This window comes from Streptomyces sp. NPDC002463 (assembly GCF_042889835.1).
In the GTDB taxonomy this organism is placed as follows: Bacteria; Actinomycetota; Actinomycetes; order Streptomycetales; family Streptomycetaceae; genus Streptomyces; species Streptomyces nymphaeiformis.
Genome location: NZ_JBIARL010000006.1, coordinates 42,879 through 61,819, shown reverse-complemented (window position 1 = coordinate 61,819; position 18,941 = coordinate 42,879). Strand labels below are relative to the sequence as shown.

Genomic DNA, 18,941 nt, shown 5'->3' with positions numbered 1-18,941 from the left:
GGCACCCTGCTGACGTGCGAAAAGAAGACAAAAAGGTCGTACCCGGGCAGCGGGTCGCCGCACAGGGATCCGGCCCCGGCCGGACCGAGGACACCCCGGCCGGGACCGACGGGCCCCCGTACCGGAACCGGCCCGCCGAAGGGACCCGTTCCTCCGACCCGACCTGGCCCTCCGTCAGGATCCGTTCCGCCGCGGCGAATCCGTCCGCCCGCCGGCCCCACTCCGCCGAAGACCGTTTCCGCTACTGGTTCGACACCACCCTCACCCGGGGCATCGCCGCACTCTGCGGCTGGCTGGCGCTCGCCTGTCTGGCGCTCGTCGTCCCCGTCAGCACCGTCCTCGCCTGGACCGACCAGCGCACCCCCGCCTCCCTCGGTGCCAGGATCGCCGCGGTGTGGCGCAACACCGGACAGACCATGCGCCTGGGCGGCGAGGTCGGCCCCCCGCTGCGCGTCGCCCTGTCCGTACTCCTCGCCCTCATCGCGCTCCTCTACGTCTCCACCCTCGTCAGCCTCATCACCACCGGCCTCACCGACCGCATCATCGCCCTCAACCGAGGTCACGCCCGCATCCTGGAGAGCGGTCACACCGTCGTCCTCGGCTGGTCCGAGCAGCTCCCCACCGTCGTCTCCGAACTCGTCGCCGCCCGCACCGACCGGAGCCGCCGGGTCATCGCGGTCCTCGCCGACCGCGACAAACCCGCCATGGAGGAGGACCTCCGAGCCACCGCCGGCGCGACGGGCCGCACCAGGATCGTCTGCCGCACCGGCCGGCCCACCGAGCCCGCCGCACTCGCGCGCGTGAGTCCGGCGACCGCGGACAGCGTCCTGGTCCTGCCCGGCGACGACCCCCGCGACGACACCGAGGTCGTCAAGTCCCTGCTGTCCCTCTCCGCGGCCGTGGGGGAGGCGAATCCCGTGCGCGTCGTGGCCGCCGTACGGGACGACCGTTTCCTCCACGCCGCCCGCCTGGCCGGAGGGTCCCGGGCCACCGTCCTCGACATGGACGACATCGCGGCCAGGCTCCTCGTCGACTGCGCACGACAGCCCGGACTCTCCCTCGTCCACCAGGAACTCCTCGACTTCGCCGGACACGAGTTCCACACCCTCCGGGACCCGGGGTTACCGGGCCGCACCTTCGACGAGGCCGCCCGCGCCTGCCCGGTGTCCACCGCCGTCGGCATCGTCCACGGCGACGGCACCGTCGCGCTCAACCCGCCCCGCTCCACCCCCCTCCTCGACGACGACACCCTCCTCGTCATCGCCGAGGACGAGCGGTCGACCCGACTGTCGGTCACCCCCGCGCCCTACGACCCGACAGCGCTCACCCAGGCACCGCCCGCGCCCCCCGCACGACCCGAACGGATCCTCCTCCTCGGATGGAACCGCCGGGCACCCCGGATCGCCGCCCAGCTGGCGCGCCGTACACCGCCCGGCTCGGTCCTCGACGTCGTGGCCGAGCCGCGCACCGCCACCCTCGCCGGCATCCGCTCCGTCACCGCGACCGTCGGCGGGCGCCTGTCGGTGCTCCACCGGTCCGGCGATCCCACGCTGTGCGAGACCACGGACGCGCTCGACCTCGCCCGGTACGACACCGTGATCGTCCTCGGCCCCGACCACCGGCCGGGCGGCACCGACCCGGACGACCGCACGCTCGTCACCCTCCTCCACCTGCGGGCCGGGCAGGAGACGAGCGGCCTGCGCGTCCCCGTCGTCACCGAGTTCACCGACGACCGCAACCGGCTCCTCGCCCCGCCGGCCCCGGGCTCCGACTTCGTCGTCAGCGGCAGGCTCATCGGGCTCCTGATGACCCAGATCTCCCAGAACCCCCACCTCGCCGCCGTGTTCGAGGAGCTCCTCGCCCCCGACGGCAACACCCTGCGCCTCCGCCCGGCGGCCCACTACGTCACGACCGGACGCACCACGTCCTTCGCCACCGTCGCCGAATCGGCCGCCCGCCAGGGCGCCGTCGCCATCGGCTACCGCGCGACGGCCCCCGACGGAGACGGCCTGTGCGTCAACCCGCCCAAGGCACATGCCCGGCACTGGCATCCCGAGGACCAGGTCGTGGTCATCGTCCGGGCGACACCTCCGACGCCGTGAGCGAGCCCCCGGACCCGTCGGCCCGGGAGCCCTCGCCGGGCGCGCCACGGTGCCTTCGGTACCGGCCGGGCGCGGTGCCGAAGGCGCGCTTGAAGGCGTTGGCGAAGGCGAACGGCGAGGTGTAGCCGACCCGGGCGGCCACCTGGCTCAGTGGAGCGTCGGACGCGCGCAGCAGCCGTGCCGCGGTCGTCAGCCGCCACCAGGTCAGGTACGCCGCCGGGGGCCGGCCGACGGTGTCGGCGAAGCGCTTGGAGAAGGCCGCGCGGGACAGCCCCGCCCGCGCGGCCAGGACCGCGACGGTCCAGGGGTGGGCGGGATCGCCGTGGATGGCGTGGAGCGCGGTACCGACCGCGGGGTCGGCCAGCGCGGCGGCCCATCCCGAACCCTTGTCCCGCCGGGGATTCTCGTCGAACCAGGCCCGCAGGGCGTACAGCAGCAGGGTGTCGAGCAGAGCGGGCACGATGGCGTCCGTTCCCGGCCGGGGCGCGCCGAGTTCGCCGGCCAGCAGGTCCACGGTGGCGCGCAGCTCGGGGCGGTGGCCGGGGCACGCGGGAAGGTGGACGACGTCCGGCAGATCGCGCAGCAGCGGATGCGCCTGGGCCGGGTCGAGCCGGTACCCGCCGCACAGGAGCACCGTGGGTGCCACTGCGGAAGCGTCCTGCGGGGGCAGGCCGACGGACACCGAGGCATGCAGGTCGGCCTCGTCGAGCGGATCGCAGACGGGGGCGGCCAACGCGGTGGCGGGGCTGTCCGCCAGGCCGTACGCGTGCCCGTGGGGGAAGAGGACCACATCGCCGGCTGTGAGCGCGACGGGCGCCGAGCCGTCGGGCGGGAAAAGCCGGCACGAGCCCTGCAGGACCACCTGAAAGCCCGCCGAGCCGACAGCGGCGGGGAAGCGCTGTCCCCAGGGCGCATGTCGACGGACGAGCGCGGATCGGGGAGTTCCGCTGCGGATGACGGCGACCACGTCGCTGAGGACGTCCACGACGGAAGGGTATCGCCCGTCAGCCGGCTGGACGATCGCGTATGCATGAGCGCCTTCGACGCATAGGAAGTCTTGTTGCCGCTGCCTAGGTTGGTCACCGGATGACTTCGGCATGAGGAGTACGGGTGAGTGGACGCACGTTCCTGGTCACGGGCGCGACGGGCACGGTCGGGCGGCAGGTGGTGGCCCGACTGTCGGGCGTCGGAACCTCGGTACGGGCTCTGGCCCGTGACCCCCGCGCCGTGGAGGCCGGGGACGGGATCGTGGCGGTGGCGGGGGACCTGACCGCCCCGGACGGCCTGCGCGCATCCCTGACGGGAGTCGACGCCGTCTTCCTCGTATGGCCCTTCGACACCGCGGACGGGGCGCACGAGGTCCTGGAGGCGATCGCGGAGCAGGCCCGCCGCGTGGTGTACCTGTCGTCGGCGACGCCTCGCGACGGGGAACGCCGAGTGGAGGAGGCGATCGTGGACAGCGGTCTCGAATGGACGTTCCTGCGCCCGCACGTGTTCGCCTCCAACGCCCTGCGCTGGGCCCGGCAGATCAGCGAGGAGGGTACCGTGCGCGCCCCGTACGGCGCGGCCACCACCGCGCCGCTCCACGAGCACGACCTCGCCGCCGTCGCCGTACGCGCGCTCACCGACGACGGTCATGCCGGGGCGAGCTACCGGCTCACGGGTCCCGAGGCCCTGACCCAGGCGGAGCAGGTACGCATCATCGGCGAGGTGATCGACCGGCCGGTGGTGTGGACCGAGACACCGGAGGAGACCGCACGTCAGGAGCTGCTCGCGCAGGGCTGGCCGCCCGCCGTCGTGGACGGAGTCCTGCGTGCCCAGGCCGAACTGGTCACCACGCCCGGACCGCTCACCTCCACGGTGGAGAGCGTCACCGGTGCGCCCGCCCGTACCTTCCGCGCATGGGCCAGGGACCATGCACGGAACTTCCTCGCGGGCGGGCCGAACTGACGGGGCGCACGGCGTCAGGACCGCGCGTTCGGGGCGTGCGGTCGCCCCGGCAGCCCTACACGGCCGGTACGGAGGGCTTCCGCGCCTCGATCAGGGTCCGCGAGGAGTGCGCCACGAACGGCCCCTCCGCGCGGATCAGCGCGTCGAGGTCGCGCAACCGGGGCAGCCGGTCCTCGACCGTGAACCCCGGCACGATCCAGATGACCTTCCGCAGGAACCAGACCACGGCGCCGATGTCGTGGAACTCCATGCGCAGCCGCTCGGCGCGCACGTCCACGACGTCGAGCCCGGCGGCCCGCGCCGCGGCGGTCTCGTCGTCGGGATGACGGCCCCGGGCCGCCTCGGGCTGCGGCCCGAGGAACCACTCGACCAGCTCCCAGACGCTGGCAGGGCCCACATGCTGCGCGAAATAGGTGCCGCCCGGCCGCAGGACACGGGCGATCTCGGCCCACCACACGGTGGCCGGGTGCCGGCTGGTGACGAGGTCGAAGGCGGCGTCGCCGAAGGGCAGCGGCGGCTCGTCGGGGTCGGCGACGACGACCACCCCTCGGGGATGGAGCCGCGCGGTGGCCCGCGCGATGTTCGGCGGCCACGACTCGGTGGCCGCCATCGTCGGCGGAAGCACCGGGACCCCGCCCAGGACCTCCCCGCCACCCGTCTGGATGTCGAGTCCGGCCGCGGCGGTCGCCAGCCGCTCGCCGAGGAGCCGCTGGTAGCCCCAGGAGGGCCGCTCCTCGCTCGCCCGCCCGTCCAGCCAGGAGAAGTCCCAGCCGTCGACCGAGGCCGCGGAGGCTTCCGCGACGAGCTCTTCGAAGGTGCGCGTCATCCCCCGATGATCGCGGAAGCAGACCGGGTACCGCACCCGCATTCCTCGCCGCCCTCCCCGGCCGGCGACACATCCCGGTGCCGCATTCCCGGCGACCGCTCCATGGTCACGCGCGCGCGTGACGGGCAGGGTGGTGGGGACCACCGCGGGCGCGCCGTGCGCCCCGACGAACGACCGGAAGGGACGACGCCCCCATGCCCCAGCAGTACGGCGACTACCAGAACGAGATCTACCTCGACGGGCTGTTCGGCGTCACACCCACGCTGCCCATGACCTTCGCCGAACTGGAGACGAAGGCGCGCGCCGCCCTGCCGCCCTCGGTCTGGTCGTACGTGGCCGGCGGCGCGGGCGACGAGCACACCCAGGAGGCCAACGTCACGGCCTTCCGGCAGTGGGGGCTCGTCCCGCGGATGATGGTCGGCGCCTCCGCCCGCGACCTGTCCGTCGACCTCTTCGGCCTGAAGCTGCCGTCCCCGCTGTTCATGGCGCCCGTCGGAGTGATCGGGCTCTGCGCCCAGGACGGGCACGGCGACCTCGCGACGGCCCGCGCCGCCGCCCGTACCGGCGTACCCATGATCGCCTCCACGCTCACCGTCGACCCGATGGAGGAGGTCGCCGCCGCGTACGGAGACACCCCCGGCTTCTTCCAGCTCTACACGCCCACCGACCGCGCCCTCGCGGAGAGCCTGGTGCACCGGGCCGAGGCGGCCGGCTTCCGGGGCATCGTGGTCACCCTCGACACCTGGATCACCGGCTGGCGCCCCCGTGACCTCGCCACCGGCAACTTCCCGCAGCTGCGCGGACACTGCCTGGCCAACTACACCTCCGACCCCGTCTTCCGGGCGCGCCTCGCCAAGGCCCCCGAGGAGGACCCGCGCGCCGCCGTCGCGGAATGGGCGGGGATCTTCGGCAGGCCGCTCGTCTGGGACGACCTCGCCTGGCTGCGCTCGCTGACCGACCTGCCGATCCTCCTCAAGGGCATCTGCCACCCGGAGGACGTCCGCCGCGCCAGGGACGGCGGCGTCGACGGCGTCTACTGCTCCAACCACGGCGGACGCCAGGCCAACGGCGGCCTGCCAGCCCTGGACGCCCTGCCCGGCGTGGTCGCCGCCGCCGAAGGCCTGCCCGTGCTCTTCGACTCCGGCGTCCGCACCGGCGCCGACGTCGTGAAGGCCCTCGCCCTCGGCGCCACGGCCGTCGGCATCGGCCGCCCGTACGCGTACGGCCTCGCCCTCGGAGGCGAGGACGGCATCGTCCACGTCCTGCGCTCCCTCCTCGCCGAGACCGACCTGATCCTGGCCGTCGACGGCTACCCGACCCTGGACGCCCTCCGGGAGGAGGGCGCCCTGCGGCCCGTCACGGAGTACGGCGCGCCCGGCCCGCGAGGGAGGTGACGCGCCGCCGCCGCTCCTCACGCGCGCGCGTGTGCCGGTCCAGCTCCTCCATCAGCCGGCGGCCGCGGTGGTCCGGATCGAGTTCGTCGAGCACCCGGTCGATCTCGGCGAGCAGCGCACCGTACAGCTGCCAGCGCTCCGGATCGTGCGCCGCCTCCGCCCTGAGGAGCCCGGCGGCGCCGTCCCGGGCGGCGCGGGCCGCTCCGAGCTGCTCGCCCAGGCGGTCCTCCGCCGTCTCCGCACCGTCGCTCGAATGCGAGGTGACGAGATCGGCGAAGCTCACGAGGGTCTCTCCGAGGTGCCGCAGCGTCTCCCGGAGGGCGAGACCCGCCTCCCGGCGCACCAGACGCGCCCCCTGCCGCTCCTTCGCGAGGTCCGTCAGGGAACGCGCGAGGACGCGCAGCACGACCGCGCTGATCTCCAGGGTGTCGAGGCCCGTACGCAGCACGATGCGGTGGAGCAGGCCCTCCTTCACGCGCGGGTTCAGCCGGAGGCTGTCCTCCGCCTGACGCAGCGCCGCGTCGACGTCCGCCACGTCGTTGTCGAGGCGGCGCGCCTCGTACAGCCGTGCCTCGGCCCGCTCCACGGGAGCGGGCGCGGCCGCCTCCGGAACCGGCGCGGGCTCGGGCCGCGCGGCCGGGTCCGGGTCCGCCAGCTCCTCGCCGATGTCCAGGAGCAGCCGGCGCATCCGCCGCGCCAGGTCCACGATCGAGTCCCCGGCGGTGTCCACCCAGACCGGCGGGACGAGCACGACGTTGAAGAGCAGGCCCACGACCGCGCCGATCAGGGTCTCGAGGACGCGGTCCCACGCCGTGTCCGCGACCTGCGTCACGCCGAGGACGAGCATCGCGCTGATGGCCACCTCGGGAACGAACTCCCCCACCCGGACGAACCGGCCCACGACCAGCGACGCCAGGATGACCAGGGCGAGACTCCACCAGGTGAGCCCGACGAGCGCGCTGAAAGCGATGGCGATGAGGACGCCGACGACGACGGAGTTCACCCGCCGAAGGCTCGTCGTGAGCGTCGAATACAGGGTCACCTGGACGACGAGCAGCGCGGTGAGCGGGGCGGTCAGCGGAGCCGGCTCCGAACTCAGCCGGAGCGCGACGACGTACGAGATCGTCGCGGCGGCCGTGGAGCGCAGCGTCTGCACCACCACCGGGTCCCGCCCCCACCGCTGCCACCACTTCCATCGGCGCCACGGGTGCGGCATGGCGTACTCCTCCTCGCGGGTCGGCGACCTGCTGGACGCCTGCCCGCCCGAGGCCCTCGCATGGCGATGCTCCGTGCCCGCGCCCCGACAGCGCGCGTCGGCGCGCCGCAGGACCCGGGTGAATCCCGGGTCGTTCCCCGGACAACCCCAGGTTCGCACCCCGGGGTTACACTCCTGCGCCCACGTTCGATCTTGTACTGGAGACCGGGAGCTTTCCGAGATGGCATCGACCCTGCGCGTCCTGATCCACGGCGGAGGCATCGGCGGCCTCACGCTCGCCACCGCCCTGGCCCGGCGCGGCCACACCGTGGAGGTGGCCGAGATCCGCGAGGAGCTCGACGCCCTCGGCGTGGGCATCATCCAGCCGTCCAACGCCCTGCACGTCATGCGCGAGCTCGGCGTGCTCGACGACTGCCTCGCGGCGGGCTTCGAATGGGAGGTCCTGACGATCGCCGACCCCGCGGGGAACACGCTGGCGCGGATACCCCAGCCCCGCATGGACGACCTGCCGGCCGCCAACGGCATCCCGCGGCCCGCCCTCGCCCGGGTCCTCGGCGACGCCGCCCTCGCCGCGGGCGCGAAGATCCGCTTCGGCGTCACCGTCACCGAACTCGACGACGACGGCACGGGAGTCACCGTCGCCCTCTCCGACGGATCCACCGGCCGCTGGGACCTGGTCGTCGGCTTCGACGGCATCGGCTCCCCGCTGCGGACCCGCCTCTACGGCGACCGGTACGCGCCCGCGTACACCGGATTCGCCAACTGGCGCGTCACCGTGCCCCGCCACCCCGACGTGCGGGGCGTCCTCATGGCCACGGCGGGCAAGGAGGCGAAGGCCCTGCTCACCCCGATCACCGACGAACTGATGTATCTCGGCGCCGTGTTCGCCGAGGCCGAGGACCACCGGCCGGACCCGGCACGCGCGCACGAACAGCTCGCCGAGCGGCTCGCCGTGTTCTCCGGGCCCGTCGCCGAGGCGCTCCGCGCGGTCACCGACCCGGCGGCCGTCGTGTACTCCCGCATCTCCCAGGTGACGGTCGGGGAACCGTGGCACGTGGGCCGCGTGGTGCTCGCCGGCGACGCCGCGCACGCCTCCACCCCGCACCTCGCGCAGGGAGCCGCGATGGCCGTCGAGGACGCCCTCGTCCTCGCCGAGTCCCTGGACGCCGCCGGCTCGGTCCCCGAGGCCCTGGAGGCCTGGGAGGCGCGCCGCCGGCCCCGCGCCCTCTGGGTGCAGGCCCTGTCCGGGGCGGTCCTCAAGCAGGAGATGGGCGCGCCGACGACGCCCGAGGAGGACGCGCTGCTCGAGGTCGGCGTCCCGGGCGCCGCCCACGTCCTGGTGAAGCCCTACTAGGACACCGGGGGCCGGGCTTCTCCCAGGGCCCGGCCCCGCGCGCCACCGCTCCCGTCCCCGCCGCGCCACCCCTCCCGTCCCTGCCGCCGACCGCGTCCCGAGGCGCCGTCCTGAGGCGTTGTCAGTGGGCGGGGATACGTTGTCGATGTTCCGCCGCTCCGGCGTGAACATCCCCTTTGACGTGCATGGGAGAAGTGCGTTGTCGGTCTGGGAGAGGTCGAGCGCGGCGCGGGTGGTACCGCCCGCGCGACCGCGGAAACTCGCCAAGGTGCCGTTCGTCGAGCTGGCCGACGGACGCTTGCAGGGCGTCGTGTCCAGCGGGTCCGACATAGGGCGCGTGTACGTGTCCTCGATCGCCGCCGGGACGTACGCGTTCGCGTGCAGCACCAACAACAACCGCCCCTGCGGCGGCGCGCGCGGCTCGTTCTGCAACCACCTCCGCGCCCTCGTCACCGAGGCCGTCCTGCAGTACGGCGCGCGGCGCGTCGCCCGCTATCTGAAGGCCGAGACGGCCGACGGCGAACCCGACGCGCAGACGCTCCTCTCGGCGATGACCGCCACGCGGCCCGCGCAGGGAGACACCTCGGCCGCCGCCCCCGTGTTCAGCCGGTTCCTGAGGCACCTCGCCTACCTCGAACTGGAGTCCGCCACCGCACCGCTGCCCGAGATGCAGTGGTTCCCGCCGACGAGGGCAGTCGCCTGATGCGTACGGACCTGCTCGCCGACCCCGTCGACGGACTCGACGAGGCTCTGGCCGCCGTGGACGCCTTCGACGACGCGCTCGTCGCCGGCCTGCTCCGTCCGCAGCCCGCGCAGACCGACGGCCTCGCCGCACTCGCGGACGCCCTCGGCGGCACACCGCTCGCCTCCCTCGTCGCCGAGGCCGCAGAGAAGACCGCGGCCGGCGCCGCCGGCGAGGACCACTTCGTCGCGCTCGCCGCCGCCCGCACCGCGCTCATGGGCTCCGTCCACGACGCCCTGACGGCCCGCGTCGCAGACGTCACCGGCCGTCCGGCCGCAGAGGCGTCCGAGCGGCCCGCCGACGGGGACGAGCCCGCCGCGAACGTGCTCGCCGCCGCCCGCGCCTGGCTGTGCGACCTCGCCCGCGCGGGCTGGCAGGGCATCGACCACGAACTCGTCGGCGGAGCCGCGCCCGTGGTGTCCGCGATGCTGCCGGACCCCGCGCTCCGCCGGCAGGCGACCCTGCTCGACGGCTTCGCGGCCGAACTCGCCGCCTCCTGCCCCGGGGCCACCCTGGACAGGATCCCGGTGCGCCGCTGGGCCGACCTCTGGTCGCGCGCCCTCCTGCTGACCCTCCCGGGAGCCGCCCGCACCCCCGCCCTTTCCACCGCGACCGGACGCCTGCTGCCGCTCGGCGTCGACGTGCAGGAGCACGCCACCGCCGTACAGGCCCAGGTCCACGCCGTGTTCGAACCGGCCGACGGCACGGCGCCCCGTCTCGTCCGGGCGGCGGCCTCCGCGCCCAAGCCGGACACCGTCGTCGGTGCCGGGCTCTGGCAGCTGCTCCGGTCGCGCATGTCGCTCCTCACCGCCGTGAGCGAGGGCCGCGCGACGGACCTCGACGGCATGCCCGTCACCGCCGAGGGCGACCTCGTCTGGGACGACGAACGCGCCCGCGTGGGGGAGCCCGCCGACCCCTTCGCCACGGCCCGGGTCGTCCTCGCCACCGCGACCGACCCGGTCACCGCCCCGCTCGACCGCCACCCGGTCCGCATCGCCGTCCCCGTCCTCCTGGAGGGGTACGCGGCGGAGCGCGCGGACGACGGGACGGTGACGTTCACGGTCGCGGGCCACCGGCTTGCCGTCGACACCGACCGCGTACCGGACGCCGGTCCGCTCACCCCGGAGGCGATCGCCGCGTCCGGCGCGTGCCTCGGACTCCTCCGCTGGGACGCCGGAGCCTTCCTCCTCCAGCCGCTCGCCGTCGAGACCACCGTCCGGAAGAAGACCGTCGCCGTCCACGCGGGCGCATGGGCCGGCGGCACCACCGACAAGGCCGGAGTCCGCGCGGAGAAGGCGGCCACGGACGCGGTCGCCGTCCTGCGCGAGCGAGCGGGAAGGCTGTTGCGCTCATGACCGAAGCGACCCCGCCCGACGGCACCCCGGCGACCGGCCCCGAGCTGACGGCGTCCGTCCTCCCCGACCCGACCCCCGCGACGGGTCCCGAGCCGTCGGCGCCCGCCGTGCCCGACCTCACCCCCGCGACCGGCCCCGAGCCGCCTGCGCCCGCCGGACCCGACCCCCACGACAACCGGCGCCAGGTCCTCTACTGGCGGCTGCTCGCGCGGCTCTTCGATCCCGAGGAGCAGGCCGCCCTGGAGGCTGCGAGTCTCGCCGTCGTCGAGGACATCGGTCTGCCGTCCGCGCTGCTCGATCCCGGCGCGTCCGTGGACTCCGTCGTCCAGCGCCACCCGGAGCTCGGCGACGAGCTCGACGGCCTGATGACCCCGGAGCCCGAGCCGGACGGGGCCCGCGACCGGGCCGCCGAGGTGCGGCGCGCCGCGCTCGCGTCCAAGCTGCTGCTCAACGTCTTCGCCACCGGCTCCGGCACCGTCTCCGCCGGGCAGCTGGCCCGCTGGCAGTCGGACGCCGGCCGGCTGGAGCGAGCGCTCGGCTGTCCGCCCGGTGGGCTGCGCGGCGGGAAGGCGGCCGGAGCCGCCCTCACCGGCGGCGGCCTCGGACCCGAACTCGGCGCCATCGAGGCCGACCTCGTCCAGCGCATGCACCTGCGCGAAGTCCTGGCCGACCCCGCGCTGGCCGCCCGGCTGACCCCCAGCATGTCCCTGATCGAGCAGCTGCTCCGCGACAAGGGCAACCTCTCCGGAGTGGCGCTCGTCAACGCCAAGGCGCTGATCAGGCGGTACGTCGACGAGGTCGCCGAGGTGCTCCGTACCCAGGTCGAGAAGGCCACCGCCGGCGAGCTCGACCGCTCGGTCCCGCCCAAGCGGGTCTTCCGGAACCTGGACCTCGACCGCACGATCTGGAAGAACCTCACCAACTGGAGCCCAGAGGAGGAGCGGCTCTACGTCGACCGCCTCTACTACCGGCACACCGTCCGCCGGACCACACCCCAGCGGCTCGTCGTCGTCGTCGACCAGTCCGGCTCCATGGTCGACTCGATGGTCAACTGCACCATCCTCGCCTCGATCTTCGCAGGGCTGCCCAAGGTGGACGTCCACCTCATCGCGTACGACACCCGCGCGATCGACCTCACGCCCTGGGTGCGCGACCCGTTCGACGTGCTCCTGCGCACCAACCTCGGCGGCGGCAACGACGGCCCGGTGGCGATGGCCATGGCCCGGCCGAAGATCGCCGAGCCGAAGAACACCGTCATGGTGTGGATCTCCGACTTCTACGAGTTCGACCGCTCGCAGCCGCTGTTCGAGGGCATCGAGGAGGTCCACCGCTCGGGGGTCCGCTTCATCCCCGTGGGCTCGGTGACCAGCTCGGGACGGCAGGAGGTCAACCCCTGGTTCCGGGAGCGGTTCAAGGCGCTCGGCACCCCGGTGATCTCCGGCCACATCGACAAGCTCGTGCACGAACTCAAGACCTTCCTGACCTGAGACCGAAAGGCTTCGCACATGTCCGACCTGCTCCGCGCCCCCGCCGAGATCAAGTACGCCGAGGAACTCGACTGGCTGGAATCGATCGACGACAACCCCAAGCCGTTCTCCTGGCGCCTGTCCCCGAAGATGGTCCGCCTGTTCATCCTCGGCTCCGAGCGCGCCGACGGCCTGGACCGGGAGGTGCCGCAGAAGTGGTTCGGCGACCGCAGCTTCGTCGAGCGTTCCATCGTCACCCTCGCCTCCGACCGGGGCCTGCTCCTCATCGGCGACCCCGGCACCGGAAAGAGCTGGCTCGCCGAACTCCTCTCGGCCGCGATCAGCCGCAACTCCACCCAGGTGGTCCAGGGCACCGCCGGCACGACCGAGGACCACATCAAGTACTCCTGGAACGTGTCGATGGTCATCGCCAAGGGCCAGTCCCGCGAGTCGATGATCCCCTCGCCGATCATGACCGCGATGGAGACCGGAACCATCGGCCGCTTCGAGGAGCTGACCCGCTCCACCAGCGACGTCCAGGACGCGCTGATCTCGATCCTCTCCGAGAAGTACATCTCCGTCCCCGAACTCGACGGCGCCGACGGCGAGAACATCGTCTTCGCCAAGCCCGGCTTCTCGATCATCGCCACCGCCAACAGCCGCGACCGCGGCGTCAACGACCTCTCCTCCGCGCTCAAGCGCCGCTTCAACTTCGTCCGCATCCCCGTCGTGACGAACAAGAAGAGCGAGGCCGAGATCGTCCGCTTCCGCACCGAGGAGCTCCTGCGCCGCCACGCCATCGAACTGGACGTGCCGCCCACCCTCCTCGACGTCCTCCTCCAGAGCTTCGCCGACCTGCGGGCCTCCGCCGCCGCGGCCGGCAGCGACGACGAGAAGCTGGAGTCCGCCCTCTCGACCGCCGAGCAGATCGGCGTCCTCGAGGACTCGATCCTGCACAGCAACTTCTTCGGAGAGCGCACCCTGACCGCCCGCACGCTCGCCGCCTCCCTGGTCGGCACGCTCGCCCGGCGCGAGCCGGAGGACCTGGCCATCCTCAACAAGTACCTGCACGGCGTCGTCGAGCCGCGCGGCAAGGAGGAGGGCGGCTCCTGGCCCGAGTTCCTCGAGGGCGGCCGCGAAGCGATCGCGAAGCTGTCGTGACCGGGACCCCGTTCACCGCACTGCGCGGGCAACTGCACGAGGCGGCAGCCGAGTTCGCCGGAGGAGCCGACGCCCTGGAGGGCATCCTGCTCGGTCTGGTCGACGACGTCGACCGAGCCGTGGCGGAACCGCTGGAGATCTTCCCCGTCTGCCACCACTCGCCCGCCTCCGCCCTCGCCATGGCCCGCCGACTGCGCGAGAAGCAGCCCAAGGTCGTGTATCTGGAGCTGTGCGAGGACATGACGCCGCTCCTGACCGAGCTGCGCAACTGCCGGCTGCCCGTGGCGGTGCAGGCGTTCGCGAGCGACATCGACGGCTTCCCGGAGGACTGGGCACCCCTGTCGGTCGTCGCCCCGATCACGGAGGCCTCCGCCGAGTACCAGGCCATCGCGTACGCCCTCGACACCCCCGGCGTGGAACTGGTCCTCGTCGACCGCTCCTCCGACCACGTCTTCCAGTGGGACCGGCGGCACGACCGCGCCGACGACCCGGCCGCCCGCGAGGAGGACGGCACCGGGGCCGCGCTCCACGGCGAGGCCGTCGGCGTCGAGATCGGCGACCTGCGGCCGCGCTTCGCGGAACTGGAGGAGCACCTGCTGCACCACGGCAAGGTGCGGCACTGGTCGGAGTGGTGGCACCAGTACGTCGAGGTGCCGCTCGGCGACAGCGACCACGACACCTACCGTCAGGTCATGTTCCTCATCGGGAGCCTGTTCCGGCGGCTCGCGCCGGGGGACGGCGGCCGCGTCCGCGTCGACGAGGACCGCGAGCGGTACATGTGGACCAGGATGCGCGAGCACCTGGCCGCTACCGGCACCGACCCGGCGGACTGCCTGTACGTGTGCGGAGCCTTCCACGCGGCCAGCCGCGTCGACGAGTTCGGCATCGGCGGCAGCGACACCTTCGCGATCTCGCCGCGTACGGCCACGACCTGGCAGTACGGGCTGATCCCCTCCAGCAACGCGGCCATCGAGGCCCAGTTCGGCCTCGCCTCCGGCTCCGTGTCGATCGCCGCGACGCAGTGGACGAAGAACCTCAAGCGGACCCGGGTGAAGCCGTACCGCCTGGAGGGGCAGGCCGGCACGAAGAAGACGGCGGCGAGGGCCACTTCGCCCGCCGCGCTCCCCGCGGCGGCACCGGCAGAGGACCGTCTCTCCGGCTTCCTCCGGCGGCCGCCCGTCCTCGACACCCTGGACGAGAGCGAACTGCTCGGCTGGTCCGTGGACATCGTCCGCGCCGCCCGCCGCAACGGCTACCTGGCCTCCACCGCCGACGCGATCGCCGTCTTCGAGACGTCGATCCTGCTCGCCGGGATGCGCGACCGGGCCAAGCCCACGCCGTACGACTTCCAGGACGCCGCGGTCACCTGCATCGAGAAGGACAGCGTGCCCGGGCGCCGGGACGTGCGCCGCCTCGTCGAGATCATGATGGGCGGCGACCGGATCGGCCAGGTCGGCTACGAAGCCCTGCCGCCGCTCGCCAGGGACGTCCACGACCGTCTGGCACCCCTGGAGCTGAACCTCCAGCAGCGCGGGGTGCGCCGCGCCCTGCTCGACATGACGTCCCGGCCGGAGCTGCGGGCCTGCTCGGACGTCCTGTGGATGCTGCGCCGCCTGTTGCCGCACGGCGCGGCACGGCCCGTCATGGGGGAGCGGCGGCTCGGCGAGCGGTCGATCCAGGAGTCCTGGGACCTCGCCCTCGGCACCCACCAACGGGCCCTCATCGAGCTCGGCTACGAGGGCGTGAGCCTCGAACAGGTCCTGGAACAGCGCCTGCGCCGTACCGCCTACGGACCACGGGCCACGACCGCCGAGGTCCTCGCGGCCGTCGAGGACGCCACGCTGTACCTGGGCGGCCGGCGGCTCGCCGACGAGCTCGGCAACCGCGCCCTCGACGTCCTGGCGGGCGAGCGCACGGTCGACGGGGCGCCGGAGGTACTGCGCCGGGTGCGCGGCCTCCTCGCGTACTACCGGACCAGCGAGCCGGTGCTGCCGCCGTGGATCGAGTCCTTCGTCCGCACCGGGTACGCCCACTACTGCACGCTGCTGCCGACGGCCTTCCGCGACGAGGACGCGACGGTGGGGCAGGTGGCGGCGATGCTGGGCTTCCTGTTCAGCATGGAGAGCCTGGCGCTCTCCCTCGGCTGCGACAGGACACAGCTGGAACTCGCGGTCGCCCAGGCGCACCCGCGGGACCCGGCGAAGACCGCCCTGCTGTGGGCGGCCCAGGTGCAGCTGGGCACGCTCTCGCGGGGCGAGCTGCGGGCCCGCTGCGACGAGCTCCTCGCCAACCCCCTGGTCGTGCCGACCTATCCGCGCTACCTGAGCGGTTTCGTGCACGCCCTGGAGCCGGTGCCGGGCCTCGCGGACGTCGTGGTGGAGGCCGTGTCGAACGCCTTCGGACGCCTGCCGGACGCCGTCCTGCTGCCGTGGCTCCCGGTCCTCATCACGACCCTCCGCTCGAACGCCTCGGAGCTGGCCCCGCTGCTCATCCGCGAGGCGGGACGGATCTTCCCGGCCCGGCTCGCGGCCCTGGACACCTGGGTCCCGCCCTGGCACCGTCGACCGGCCGCCCCACGCGCCCTCCCGGCGGCCACCGGCCCCCGGGGCGCGGCACTCCTCCCCGCCCACCCGGCGACCTGCGACGCCCTCGCGGAACTCCTGGGCTGCACGGAGGGCTGGACGACGACGGACGCATCGGCCCGGGGCGGGCGCGGCGTGGCACTCCTCACCACCCACCCGGGCACCGTCGACGCACTGGCGCGCATCCTGACGGACCGATGACCGCGCCGGTCCGGCGGCGGAGCAGGGAAGGTCACGGCTCACCCACCTGCGTGAGCCGTGACCCGTCCCGGTCGGCTCGTCGCGCAGAACGGCATGGTCCGCACGTACCCGCCGAGGCTCTCGTCATCGGTGCCGAGGAGGGCGTCGGCGGAGCCGGGCAGGCACTCCACGGCCTCGACCTCGTACCCGGGGAAGGTGCCGGGCACCGTCGGCGAGGCCGCCAGGGTGATCCGTACCCGGCCCGCCGCCGACAGGGTCACCCGGCCCCGCGTCGCTCACCGCGGAGTCGAACGGCCCGTCGTCACCCGTGTCCCCCGCCGAACCGACCAGGATCCGGCCGGAGGCGGTCACCGCGATGTCGGAGACGTGCCGCGTGCCGTCGCCCGTCGGGTACGCGGACCGGTGGCTCCGCCGCGAGACGGCGCCGAACAGGGGCCGACCCCACGGCGCGAACGTCAGCGATGCGGCGTACGGGGTGGCGGGCCGTCCCGCGCCGGCACCCCGGTCCGCCCGGAGCGCGGCGAGCTTGCCTTCTCTGAGACGAGCGCGACGCCCTCGAAGTCGTCGCCCTCGCCGATCGACGGGCTCCGCGCCCTCCCACGTGAGCGGGGTGACCACGGCGGAGGCGATCCGGGAGATCCGTGGCTGCCCGGACCTCTTGTCGTCGTGCACGATCAGGGCGTTCACCCCGTCCCCGCCCTCGGTGCCTCCCTCGTACGCGAGGCCGCTCAGACGCGAGGTCACGCGCCGGGCGTCACGTTATCGATCATGGTGATCACGGCCCGGCGACGCTTGCGCCGTCCGCCGGAGCGTGAAGTCGTACGGAGGGCGCGCGACCCGGTCGCACGCGGGTGACCGACGCACCCCACCCGGCGGAAACCTGCTTGTACCGGCCCGATCGGCCCCGATATAAGACGATCATGTTCTCGCCTCGGCCGTTCCTCGATTCCGACATGCCCCGCCTCCAGGAGACCGTGGCGGAGTGGATCGCCACCGCCGGCCGTGACGCCTACGACCACGTGGGCGAGCTGCCGCACCGCGTGTACGACAACCTGCGCGGCCGCCCGTCCGTCGGCGACCTCGTGCACGTCTGGGAGCACGAGGACGACGGCCGGCTCGGAGGCGTCACCATCTGCCTGCGGTTCGGCGCGGCCTTCGACGTCTTCTGCGCGCCGGAACTGCGTGGCACCGACACCGAGCGCGCGATGCTGACCTTCGCCGCCGGCACCACCACCCGGCACATGGCGGAGGACGAGGCGCACGTCCTCACCGACCTCTTCGAGACCGACACGACCCGCGCGCGGCTGCTGAACGAACTGGGCTTCACCCGCTTCCGGGTCTGGGACGACGTGAACACCCGCGACCTGACCGATCTGCCCCCCGTCGTGCTGCCCGACGGATTCACCGTCCGCCCGGCCACCCTCGACGACGCCGAGGCCCTGGCCGAGGCGCGCAACGCCTCCTTCGGCTCCGACTGGACGGGCACGGCCTACCGGGACGGCATGATGACCAGGCCCGGGTACGACCCGGCGCGCGAGATCGTGGCCCAGGCCCCGGACGGACGCATCGGCGCCTACACCGTCTTCTGGGCCGACCGGCTCAACGGTCTGGGGCACTTCGAGCCCGTCGGCACCCATGAGGCCTTCCGCCGCCTGGGCCTGGCCGGGGCGGTCATGACCGAGTCCATGCGGCGCATGGCCGAGCTCGGTCTCCGGCGCGTGACGGTCAACCACGACGCCGAGAACCTCCCGGCCGCGAAGCTGTACGGCTCCCTCGGCTTCACCGTCGAGTGCCGCACTCTCGGCTACCGCCGGGCGAAGGACCAGGACTCGATGTCGCGATAGCGGATCGGACCGGGACCGCGGCCGTAGTTGCTGCCGACGAGATGGAGACGCTCGGTGGCCCACCGGCGGCCGGTGAAGCCGGCCAGCCCGCCGGCCACCTCCAGGACGGAGGCCTGATCGTCGCGGCGGGCCCGGGCGAGCGTCAGATGGGGACGCAGCGGCCGGTCCTCGAAGGGGATCCCGCACTCCTTCACGACGGTCCGCACCTCCGTGGCGAGCCGGTGCAGACCGTCGAGGTCGCCGTCGATGCCGCTCCACAGCACCCGGTCGTCGAAGTGCCCGCCACCGCGCAGCGCCAGCTCCAGCGGGCGCCGCGCCGCCGCGATCTCCGCCAGCGGAGGCCGCAGGAGGGGAACGGTCTCCACCGGGAGCTCCCCGAGGAACGCCAGGGTGATGTGCCAGTCCTCGATCCGGTTCCACCGCAGACGGGGGTACGCCTCGTACGCGGGTCCCAGCTCGCGCGCCAGCTCGTCCTTCGCGTCGTCGGGCGGCGCCAGTGCGACGAACACCCGCACCGTCGCGGCCCGCGCCCTGTCCAGGTCACCGGACTCCGCGGGGGCCGTCGTCGGCTCCGTACCCTGCCCGGCCGCCTCAGCCATCGTCCGTTCCCTGCCCACCGTCTGTCCGCCACCACCGTCGCTGGCGAGGGTACGCGGTGGGCCTTCCTCGACGGCCGCCGGGGACCACCCCGGCGACACCGCATCAGAGGCGCCCCCGGCCGGTGAACCACCCCCGCGCGCTCCCCCGC

At 73.7% G+C, this 18,941-nt stretch carries 15 protein-coding genes; 10 read left to right on the top strand and 5 right to left on the bottom strand.

What is annotated here, in order from left to right; all coding sequences use genetic code 11:
* Nucleotides 1-14: 14 nt before the first annotated feature.
* Nucleotides 15-2,102 (top strand): NAD-binding lipoprotein, encoded by a 2,088-nt coding sequence (locus tag ACFYX3_RS14275; RefSeq protein ID WP_389012533.1) that lies wholly within the window; start codon nt 15-17, stop codon nt 2,100-2,102.
* Here ACFYX3_RS14275 and ACFYX3_RS14270 read toward each other — a convergent pair.
* Entirely contained in the window at nt 2,071-3,087 is a 1,017-nt protein-coding gene (locus ACFYX3_RS14270; protein WP_389012530.1) for an AraC family transcriptional regulator, read from the bottom strand. The two genes, ACFYX3_RS14275 and ACFYX3_RS14270, sit on opposite strands and share 32 nt — an antisense overlap.
* A gap of 125 nt (nt 3,088-3,212) precedes the next feature.
* On the opposite strand from ACFYX3_RS14270, the gene ACFYX3_RS14265 reads away from it, so the two are divergent.
* A complete protein-coding gene (locus ACFYX3_RS14265) occupies nt 3,213-4,052 on the top strand; it encodes an NAD(P)H-binding protein (RefSeq protein ID WP_389012527.1) in 840 nt (279 codons plus the stop codon).
* Nucleotides 4,053-4,107: 55 nt separating this feature from the next.
* Here the strand turns inward: ACFYX3_RS14265 and ACFYX3_RS14260 are convergent, their stop codons facing one another.
* On the bottom strand, nt 4,108-4,878 hold the full coding sequence (locus ACFYX3_RS14260; protein ID WP_389012524.1) for a class I SAM-dependent methyltransferase: 771 nt from the start codon (nt 4,876-4,878) through the stop codon (nt 4,108-4,110).
* Between the two features lie 194 nt (nt 4,879-5,072).
* On the opposite strand from ACFYX3_RS14260, the gene ACFYX3_RS14255 reads away from it, so the two are divergent.
* Nucleotides 5,073-6,272: an alpha-hydroxy-acid oxidizing protein gene (locus ACFYX3_RS14255; RefSeq protein ID WP_389012521.1), complete on the top strand. Its 1,200-nt coding sequence runs from the start codon at nt 5,073-5,075 to the stop codon at nt 6,270-6,272.
* Here ACFYX3_RS14255 and ACFYX3_RS14250 read toward each other — a convergent pair.
* A complete protein-coding gene (locus ACFYX3_RS14250; RefSeq protein WP_389012518.1) occupies nt 6,235-7,488 on the bottom strand; it encodes an aromatic acid exporter family protein in 1,254 nt (417 codons plus the stop codon). The genes ACFYX3_RS14255 and ACFYX3_RS14250 overlap by 38 nt on opposite strands.
* A 220-nt stretch (nt 7,489-7,708) precedes the next feature.
* On the opposite strand from ACFYX3_RS14250, the gene ACFYX3_RS14245 reads away from it, so the two are divergent.
* From ACFYX3_RS14245 to ACFYX3_RS14220, 6 genes are all read left to right on the top strand, one after another.
* Complete coding sequence (locus ACFYX3_RS14245; protein WP_389012515.1) at nt 7,709-8,842, top strand: FAD-dependent monooxygenase; 1,134 nt, start codon at nt 7,709-7,711, stop codon at nt 8,840-8,842.
* Nucleotides 8,843-9,041: 199 nt separating this feature from the next.
* Nucleotides 9,042-9,545 (top strand): hypothetical protein, encoded by a 504-nt coding sequence (locus ACFYX3_RS14240; protein WP_382657072.1) that lies wholly within the window; start codon nt 9,042-9,044, stop codon nt 9,543-9,545.
* Nucleotides 9,545-10,939 carry a hypothetical protein gene (locus ACFYX3_RS14235; protein WP_389012512.1) on the top strand — a complete coding sequence of 465 codons (1,395 nt, stop codon included), beginning with the start codon at nt 9,545-9,547 and terminating at the stop codon, nt 10,937-10,939. The genes ACFYX3_RS14240 and ACFYX3_RS14235 overlap by 1 nt, the downstream gene beginning before the upstream one ends.
* On the top strand, nt 10,936-12,426 hold the full coding sequence (locus ACFYX3_RS14230) for a VWA domain-containing protein (protein ID WP_389012509.1): 1,491 nt from the start codon (nt 10,936-10,938) through the stop codon (nt 12,424-12,426). The genes ACFYX3_RS14235 and ACFYX3_RS14230 overlap by 4 nt, the downstream gene beginning before the upstream one ends.
* An 18-nt stretch (nt 12,427-12,444) precedes the next feature.
* Nucleotides 12,445-13,566 carry an AAA family ATPase gene (locus tag ACFYX3_RS14225; protein WP_389012506.1) on the top strand — a complete coding sequence of 374 codons (1,122 nt, stop codon included), beginning with the start codon at nt 12,445-12,447 and terminating at the stop codon, nt 13,564-13,566.
* Entirely contained in the window at nt 13,563-16,349 is a 2,787-nt protein-coding gene (locus ACFYX3_RS14220) for a hypothetical protein (RefSeq protein ID WP_389012503.1), read from the top strand. The genes ACFYX3_RS14225 and ACFYX3_RS14220 overlap by 4 nt, the downstream gene beginning before the upstream one ends.
* A gap of 38 nt (nt 16,350-16,387) precedes the next feature.
* On the opposite strand, the gene ACFYX3_RS14215 is transcribed toward ACFYX3_RS14220, so the two are convergent.
* Nucleotides 16,388-16,609 carry a hypothetical protein gene (locus ACFYX3_RS14215; RefSeq protein WP_389012500.1) on the bottom strand — a complete coding sequence of 74 codons (222 nt, stop codon included), beginning with the start codon at nt 16,607-16,609 and terminating at the stop codon, nt 16,388-16,390.
* A gap of 660 nt (nt 16,610-17,269) precedes the next feature.
* Between ACFYX3_RS14215 and ACFYX3_RS14210 the strand changes: the two genes are divergently transcribed.
* Nucleotides 17,270-18,193, top strand: a complete 924-nt coding sequence (locus ACFYX3_RS14210) for a GNAT family N-acetyltransferase (RefSeq protein WP_389012497.1) — start codon at nt 17,270-17,272, stop codon at nt 18,191-18,193.
* On the opposite strand, the gene thpR is transcribed toward ACFYX3_RS14210, so the two are convergent.
* Nucleotides 18,154-18,792 (bottom strand): RNA 2',3'-cyclic phosphodiesterase, encoded by a 639-nt coding sequence (gene thpR / locus ACFYX3_RS14205; RefSeq protein ID WP_389012494.1) that lies wholly within the window; start codon nt 18,790-18,792, stop codon nt 18,154-18,156. The genes ACFYX3_RS14210 and thpR overlap by 40 nt on opposite strands.
* Nucleotides 18,793-18,941: the final 149 nt, after the last annotated feature.